This window comes from Tissierella sp. P1 (assembly GCF_002266425.1).
GTDB classification, from domain to species: Bacteria; Bacillota; Clostridia; order Tissierellales; family Tissierellaceae; genus Tissierella; species Tissierella carlieri.
The window spans coordinates 1-7,911 of record NZ_NPMN01000059.1; the positions used below are offsets into that span (position 1 = coordinate 1).

Consider the following 7,911-nt stretch of genomic DNA (forward strand, 5'->3'; position numbering starts at 1 on the left):
GGATGGAGCAGATATTGGAGACTCATTTAATGAAGTAGAAAATTGTAGGGCGGTTATATAACCGCCCTTTTTAGAACTTATTTTTAATTAATTTCTATCCTAATTCATATTGATTTAACTTGTTATAAAGATGTCTCTCACTCATACCTAACATCTGAGCAGTTTTTCTTTTATTGTTATCACAATATTCTAGAGTAGCGAGGATAAGCTTTTTTTCTGCAGACTCTATAGTATCTCCAACATATACAGGAACACTTTCACTTAATAAAACTCTATGAGTATTAGGAATGATTTCACTTGGTAGATCTTGTATTTGAATGGTGTTTTTGTCAGCAAGTGCTACTGCCCGTTCAATAATATTTTGAAGTTCTCTGACATTACCTGGGTAATCATGGTTTTCTAAGACATCTATAGCAGCTCTGCTTATTCCAGTAACCTCTTTATTAAAAGATTTACTGTATTTATTTATAAAATGTTTTGTAAGTGCAGGAATATCCTCTTTTCGATTTCTCAAAGGGGGAGCTTCTATATTAACAACATTTAAACGAAAAAATAGATCTTCTCTAAAATTTCCTTTTTTAACTTCAGCACTGAGATTTAAATTTGTGGCTGCTATTAATCTAAAGTCAACAGGTATTGATTTCTCACTTCCAAGGGGGGTAATAGTTTTTTCTTGTATGACTCTCAGAAGTTTTGCTTGTAATTGGATATCCATGTCACCAATTTCATCTAAGAATAAAGTACCCTTATCAGCCAGCTCGAATTTTCCCTTGTACTTATTATTTGCACCAGTAAAGGCACCTTTTTCATATCCAAACAGCTCAGATTCCAAAAGATTATGAGGAATTGCTGCACAATTTATTATTTCCATATTGTGATCTTTTCGTCTACTCGTTTCATGTATTGCTCTGGCAATGAGCTCTTTTCCTGTACCTGATTCGCCGGATATAAGGACTGTAATGTCTACATCCTTTACTCTATCAATCATTTTAAATACTTCATTCATGGCACTACTGGAAGAAACCATTTTTAAACTAAATTTGTTTGCGTTAACTTGCTTCGTTAGATCTTCCAATTGATCTGATAGTGATTGATAATCAAGGGCCTTGTTTATTAAAGATATCAATCCATTTATATCCAAGGGTTTAGTGATATAATAATAAGCACCTCTCTGGATTGCTTCAATAGAGTCTTCAATAGAGCCGTAGGCAGTCATTGCAATTACAATTACCCTTGGATTTTCTGATTTTATGGTATTTAATACTTCAAGACCTCTGTAATCCCCTAGATATTGATCAAGTAAAACTAAATCTATACTTTTACTACTAATCATATCTAAGCCTTCTAAAACATCGGCTGTTGTATATACATTGAAATGGCCTTCAAGGGCAAATTTTAATGCAGTAAGAATTGAGATTTCATCATCTATAACTAAAACATTGTGCATATCATTTCTCCTTTCTCTCAGGTAACCCAGTAGGCATATAAATCGTAACTATTGTACCTTCCCCAGCTTCACTATCTAACTTTATTTCTCCTTTGTTTTCCTTTATCAATCTATCAGTCATTGAAAGCCCAATTCCATAACCAGTTTTTTTAGAAGTATAAAATGGATCAAACAATTTACTTAACATCTCTTGGGGTACCCCAGAGCCATTATCTTTTATTCTTATAGAAGCTTTCGTGTTGATGATATTACCTTCTATTTCTATTTGTCCATCCTTGTCGATGGCATCAATGCTATTAAGTAAGATATTGATTAATATCTGCTTTATTTGGGACTTGTCAGCATAAAGATAAATGTCTGTATTTCTCGTTATTACCTTAATCTTCTTCTCTTTAAACTTTTGTTTCAAGAGAGTTAAAACATCGGATAAGACTTCAGATAATATAATATTTTCAGGTTTTGGATTCTTTGGTTTTGAATAATCTAGTAGGGAGCCAACTAAATCATTTAATCTTTTTATTTCATTTGGAACAATTTTCATTAATTCTTTTCTAAAATTCTCATCATCTATTTTTAAAGGAATTAAATCAATGAAAGCATTAATAGATGTCAATGGATTTCTAAGTTCATGAGCTATTCCTGATGATAATTTACCTAATGCTTGCATCTTATCGCTATACATTGCAATATTATTTAGCTCAATGATTTCTCTTGTTCTGACCTCAACTTCTTCTTTTAGCCTTTTATTCCAATAGTTTACTATATAGATAAATATTACAGAGATTAAAAGTGCAACTGATAACATCGAAAGAATGTCAATCCATTTTTGATTAATATCTAAAATAGTTTCTCCAAACCATTTCTTATAAATCTTATCATAAGTTCCATTGTTTTTTATTGATTCTAAGCCTGAATTTAAAAGAGCTAATAATTCATTATCTCCTTTTTTAACAGCTATAGCATACTTAGTGGAATAAAGAGGTTCTCCAACAATCTTTACAGATTCTGTTAAATCAAAGGCTTGCACATAATAAATTCCAGTTAGTCTATTACCAACGTAGCATCAACATCGCCAGATAATAAGGATTGAAGGGCTTCCAGCTGATTTATTTTCTGTATGACAGTAGCATTTGATATCCTTCCTGTAATCTCCTTAGAAACATCTTCAGCTTGAATAGATATTCTTTTTCCAGACAAATCATTTATATCGTGAATAAGGGTAGAATTTTTTAATACAAATATATTTTGAGAATTTATTACTATTTCTTGAGTAAAGTCATATATCCTAGCACGTTCTGTTGTCACGGTCATGCCTTGGACAGCGTCAATTTCTCCATCCTTCAAAAGCTCCATAGTGTCTTCCCAGCTATTAGGAATTAATTCAATTTCTAATCCTAATTCTATGGCAATGGCCCTTATAATGTCTACATTAAATCCCCTGAAGTTCCCATTATCATCTACAAATTCATATGGCGGATAATTATTATCCCCACCGATTTTAAGAGGTTCTTCAGTAATATCCTGTGGTGTAATAGCGGTACTAGGTGAAGAGAAATATAAACAGATTATTACAAATAAGCAAATTGATAAAATCATTCTTCGAATCATCTTGCACCTCGAGTTCTAAATTTTTATTCTATATCATTATACCACGTGTATGAAAAAATTTCATAGTATGAATTAATTGCATAGATATTATTTATTATATTTTAGCAATTTATACAATTATAGATGGTAGGCAGTAGCTTATTAATCATTAGAGATATAAAAAAATTATGGCACACTACTTGCAATAATAATTGGCATCAAAATAAAATTTCCAAAAATAAAGGAGGATCTTTAATGAAAAGGAAGGCTTTTTTAGCAGTTTTATTAGTTTTAAGTATAGTTTCACTTACTGCATGTAGCGGTGGTGGAGGAAATTCTAACTCTTCGGAATTATATATAGCCTCAGCTAATCCTATGACAGGCGACTCAGCTCAATTTGGAGATATGAAAGTTAAAGCTATAGAACTAGCACTAGATGAAGTAAATAAAGAGGGCGGTATTGAAGGTAAACAAGTGAAATTAATTGTTGGTGATGATACTGGAAACCCTAAAGAAGCGCCAAACGTAGCTCAAAAATTTGCAGGAGATAATAAAGTCTTAGCAGTAATTGGTCACTGGAACAGTTCTTGTACATTAGCGGCAAGAGGAATCTATGAAGCAGCAGGTATACCAGTTATTACAGACTCAGTTAATAAACAAATAACTGATGGATCTACTCCTCATTTATATCGTATTTCATTAACTGATACTACTCAAGCAAAAAACTTAGCACAATATGCTTATAATGTATTAGGAAAAAGAAAAGCAGCTATTTTATTTACAGCTAATGACTTTGGTACAGGTCTTAAAAATGACTTTACAGAGGAATTTGAAAGTCTAGGTGGAAAAGTTGTAGCATCAGAAACATATTTTGAAGGACAATCAAAAGACTTTAGCCCTCAACTTACAAAGATTAAGGGTCAAAATCCAGATATAATGTTTGTTGCAGGTTATTATGTAGAAACAGCTTTAATTGCACAGCAAGCAGGACCAGCAGGGTTAAATGTTCCAATGATAGGAACAGAGGGAATCAGTTCTGATGAATTAATAAAATTAGGTGGACAATCTGTTGAGGGAATAAGATTCGCTGCATTCTTCCATCCAGATGTTGAATTCCCTGGAACAAAAGAATTTGTAGAAGCATTTAGAGAAAAATATAATAAAGAACCTGATAATTATGCAGCATTAGCATATGACTCAGCAAAACTTATTCTTGAAGGCATGAAGAAAAACGGAGCAACAAGAGATGGTATAACGAAATATTTACAAGAAGTTAAGGACTTCCCAGGAGTAGCTGGACCTATCTCTTTTGAAAACAATGATGTAACAAGAAGCATTTTAATATTAGAAGTTAAAGATGGTAAAATCGTTTTAGCAGGAGATCAATTAAACTAAAGATATTGGGGGGCTCTAAGGGGCTCCCTAATAGACACAAAGGAGAGTGAAAGATATGTTTATGGAGCAATTAAGTAACGGTATAGCTCTCGGGAGTATTTATGCTCTAACGGCGATAGGCTTTACAATGGTCTATGGAATCATTAGACTGATAAACTTTGCCCATGGAGACGTATATATGATCGGTGCTTTCTTAACATATACAGCATTGACGCTATTTAATATGCCAATAATGCTGGCGTTTTTATTTGGGATGGCTGGGGCATCAATCTTCGGAATACTCATAGCAAAGTTTGCTTATAGCCCTGTGTTTAAGGCACCTAAAATAAATTTGTTCTTATCTGCAGTTGGAGTTGGTATATTTTTAGAGAATTTTGCAATGCTTATATGGGGTCCTGAGACTCAATCATTTCCAAATGTAATAAATAATAAAGTATTTAGTTTTATGGGAATTAGAGTTAATACTATTCAGCTAATAATTTTAGGCACAACAATTGTTTTAGTTGCATTATTAACTTATATAGTTCAATATACAAAGATTGGTAGAGCAATGAGATGCGTATCTCAAGATATGGATGTTTCAAGACTTATGGGAATTAATACAAATAAGGTAGTATATTTTACATTTGGACTTGGTTCTGCTCTAGGAGCTGCTGCAGGTACTTTGGTTGCAATATATTATAAAGCAGCATATCCTATGATGGGTTATGTACCAGGACTAAAGGCATTTATTGCAGCAGTAATAGGTGGTATAGGCAGTATTCCAGGTGCAATGCTTGGAGGGCTTATTATGGGAGTATCAGAAAGTCTAGGTGCAGCATATATTTCTTCTGGGTACAGAGATGCTATAGCCTTTATAATTTTAATAATCATACTTATCCTAAAACCTGATGGATTGTTAGGTAAGGGTATTAAAGAAAAGGTATAGGAGGTGGATAAAGATGACTAATATTTCAAAGGTTTTATTCAATCTAATATTATATTCGGGTATATTGTATTTAGGAATTATTGTACTTTCAAAAATATTTGATATAGGTACAAAGAGATTTATGAATTTAGATAATAAAAAGAGAAAAGCTACAACTTTTATATTTTTAATATTAGGAGCATTATTACCTCTAATTTTAGCCAACAACACTTATGCACTTAGGACAAGCGTACTAGTGTTGATATATATAGTATTGGCATTAAGTTTGAACTTTGTTCTGGGATTTGCAGGACAACTTTCCATGGGACACTCTGCATTTTATGCTGTAGGAGCATATACTACTGCTATTCTTACAGTGACTTATCATGTACCTTTCTGGATTGCATTGATTTGTAGTGCAATTGTCTCTGCAATTTTTGGATTACTTTTAGGTATTCCTACTCTAAGATTAAAAGGAGACTATTTAGCTATTACAACAATAGGTTTCAGTGAAATACTAAGGTTAGTTTTAATAAATTGGGCATCCTTTACAAGGGGACCAGCTGGTATACCAGGTATTCCATCACCTAAGATATTTGGTTATACAATAAGCAGTAATACTGGATATTATTATATTCTATATATTCTTGCACTTCTAACCATATTTATATCCTATAGACTATTAAACTCTAGATTAGGAAGAGGACTAGTAGCTGTAAAGGATGATGAAGTAGCAGCAGAAGCAATGGGAATAAACCCAACTTTCCTAAAAATACTTGCCTTTGTTTTAGGTGCTGCTATAGCAGGATTAGCTGGAGGTATATTCGCTTCATTTATTCACTATGTAAATCCAGATAACTTCACATATATGGAATCAGTAGTAATGTTAACAATGGTAGTATTAGGCGGTGTAGGAAGTATACCAGGTATTATTGTAGGTGCAACAGTATTAACTATATTACCTGAAGCACTAAGAGGTATATCCACATATAGATATGCAATATACGGTATATTATTAGTAATGATGATGATAGTAAGACCTCAAGGAATGATCAGCATGTCTAGTCTAAAGGGAGGTGCGAAAAATGAGAATTCTCGAAGCTAAAGGAATAACAATGCGTTTTGGTGGGTTGACAGCTGTAAACAATGTAGATTTTCATATAGATAAAGATGAAATTGTAAGTTTAATAGGACCTAATGGAGCGGGAAAAACTACTTTTTTTAATGCTATTACTGGGATATATGAACCAACAGCAGGAGATGTTACATTCTTAGGAGAAAAGGTTAAAAAATCTAAACCCTATGAAATAACAAAAATGGGAATCGGTAGAACCTTCCAGAATATAAGGTTATTCAGCACCATGACGGTACTTGAAAATGTAATGGTTGGACAATATTGCAGAACATCATCAAACTTATTGGCTACCATATTAAAATCTCCTAAGCTTGTAAAAGAAGAAAAGGAAGTTGAAACTAAGGTAATGGAGATTTTGGATTTCCTTGAGTTAACTCATTTAAAGGATGAAATAGCTACTAGCTTACCCTATGGTTATCAAAGAAGAGTAGAGGTTGCTCGAGCATTGGCTACAGAACCTAAATTACTTTTACTTGATGAGCCAGCAGCAGGTATGAACTCAGGTGAAAAAGTTGAGATGACTCATCTTATAAAGAAAATTAGAGATAGAGGAAATACCATTTTAGTTATTGAACATGATATGAAGCTTGTAATGGGTATATCTGATAGAATTTCGGTACTAGAATATGGAAATAAAATAGCAGAAGGATTGCCACAAGAGATTCAGCAAAATCAAAGGGTAATTGAAGCTTATTTAGGTAAAGGGGGTACTAAGTAATGTTAAAAGTTGAAGACTTAAATGTATATTATGGAGGTATCCACGCATTACAAGGATTATCTTTTGAAATAAAAGAGGGAGAGATAATCACTTTAATTGGAAGTAATGGAGCAGGAAAGACTAGTACCTTAAGAGCCATATCCAATCTAATAAAATCTAAAGGAAGTATTAAATATAAAGACGAAGAAATAAATGACTTAAGTGCGGAAAAAATAGTAGCCAAAAGACTTATACATGTTCCAGAGGGAAGAAGAATATTTACTGCATTGACTGTAGAAGAAAATCTTCTAATGGGAGCTTATTTGAGAAAGGATAAAGAAAAAATAAAAGAAGACCTTGAATTTGTATATAAGCTATTCCCTAGATTAAAGGAGAGAACTAAACAGTATGGAGGAACCCTAAGTGGTGGAGAACAACAAATGCTAGCTATTGGTAGAGCTCTTTTATCAGATCCAGAGCTACTAATGCTAGATGAACCATCCATGGGATTAGCACCAATAGTTATTGAAGAGATATTTGAATCTATTAAGGAAATAAACAAAAAAACGGGACTTACATTTTTATTTGTTGAGCAAAATGCTAATATTGCACTGCAGACGGCAGATAGAGGCTATGTAATAGAAACTGGAAAAATCTTATTCTCAGGTGATGCTAAGGATTTATTACATGATGATAGAGTAAGAAAGGCTTATTTAGGAGAAGAATAAAGGGAGGAATTAAAA

At 32.8% G+C, this 7,911-nt stretch carries 7 protein-coding genes and 1 pseudogene; 5 read left to right on the forward strand and 3 right to left on the reverse strand.

From position 1 onward, the window contains the following. Positions 1–94 precede the first annotated feature (94 nt). From CIW83_RS21375 to CIW83_RS21385, 3 genes and pseudogenes are all read right to left on the reverse strand, one after another. On the reverse strand, positions 95–1,447 hold the full coding sequence (locus CIW83_RS21375; RefSeq protein WP_094904456.1) for a sigma-54 dependent transcriptional regulator: 1,353 nt from the start codon (positions 1,445–1,447) through the stop codon (positions 95–97). A gap of 1 nt (position 1,448) precedes the next feature. Beyond that, positions 1,449–2,252, reverse strand: a complete 804-nt coding sequence (locus tag CIW83_RS21380; protein WP_369819424.1) for a nitrogen regulation protein NR(II) — start codon at positions 2,250–2,252, stop codon at positions 1,449–1,451. Between the two features lie 102 nt (positions 2,253–2,354). Next, positions 2,355–3,055: pseudogene (locus CIW83_RS21385) on the reverse strand (transporter substrate-binding domain-containing protein); the annotation flags it as partial. A gap of 234 nt (positions 3,056–3,289) precedes the next feature. Between CIW83_RS21385 and CIW83_RS21390 the strand changes: the two are divergent. The 5 genes from CIW83_RS21390 to CIW83_RS21410 are packed head-to-tail and all read left to right on the forward strand — an operon-like array spanning position 3,290 to position 7,896. Further along, the gene (locus CIW83_RS21390) at positions 3,290–4,429 is read left to right on the forward strand and encodes an ABC transporter substrate-binding protein (RefSeq protein ID WP_094904459.1); all 1,140 of its coding nucleotides are present in this window, start codon (positions 3,290–3,292) and stop codon (positions 4,427–4,429) included. Positions 4,430–4,484: 55 nt separating this feature from the next. Further along, positions 4,485–5,357, forward strand: a complete 873-nt coding sequence (locus CIW83_RS21395) for a branched-chain amino acid ABC transporter permease (protein WP_094904460.1) — start codon at positions 4,485–4,487, stop codon at positions 5,355–5,357. Positions 5,358–5,370: 13 nt separating this feature from the next. Further along, a complete protein-coding gene (locus CIW83_RS21400) occupies positions 5,371–6,441 on the forward strand; it encodes a branched-chain amino acid ABC transporter permease (protein ID WP_094904461.1) in 1,071 nt (356 codons plus the stop codon). Beyond that, positions 6,422–7,189 (forward strand): ABC transporter ATP-binding protein, encoded by a 768-nt coding sequence (locus tag CIW83_RS21405; protein ID WP_094904462.1) that lies wholly within the window; start codon positions 6,422–6,424, stop codon positions 7,187–7,189. The genes CIW83_RS21400 and CIW83_RS21405 overlap by 20 nt, the downstream gene beginning before the upstream one ends. After that, on the forward strand, positions 7,189–7,896 hold the full coding sequence (locus CIW83_RS21410) for an ABC transporter ATP-binding protein (RefSeq protein WP_094904463.1): 708 nt from the start codon (positions 7,189–7,191) through the stop codon (positions 7,894–7,896). The genes CIW83_RS21405 and CIW83_RS21410 overlap by 1 nt, the downstream gene beginning before the upstream one ends. Positions 7,897–7,911: the final 15 nt, after the last annotated feature.

Coding starts and splice junctions, on each gene's coding strand:
- CIW83_RS21400 (WP_094904461.1), top strand. CDS start 5,371: ATGACTAATATTTCAAAGGTTTTATTCAATCTAATATTATATTCGGGT.
- CIW83_RS21380 (WP_369819424.1), bottom strand. CDS start 2,252: ATGTTATCAGTTGCACTTTTAATCTCTGTAATATTTATCTATATAGTA.
- CIW83_RS21375 (WP_094904456.1), bottom strand. CDS start 1,447: ATGCACAATGTTTTAGTTATAGATGATGAAATCTCAATTCTTACTGCA.
- CIW83_RS21390 (WP_094904459.1), top strand. CDS start 3,290: ATGAAAAGGAAGGCTTTTTTAGCAGTTTTATTAGTTTTAAGTATAGTT.
- CIW83_RS21395 (WP_094904460.1), top strand. CDS start 4,485: ATGTTTATGGAGCAATTAAGTAACGGTATAGCTCTCGGGAGTATTTAT.
- CIW83_RS21410 (WP_094904463.1), top strand. CDS start 7,189: ATGTTAAAAGTTGAAGACTTAAATGTATATTATGGAGGTATCCACGCA.
- CIW83_RS21405 (WP_094904462.1), top strand. CDS start 6,422: ATGAGAATTCTCGAAGCTAAAGGAATAACAATGCGTTTTGGTGGGTTG.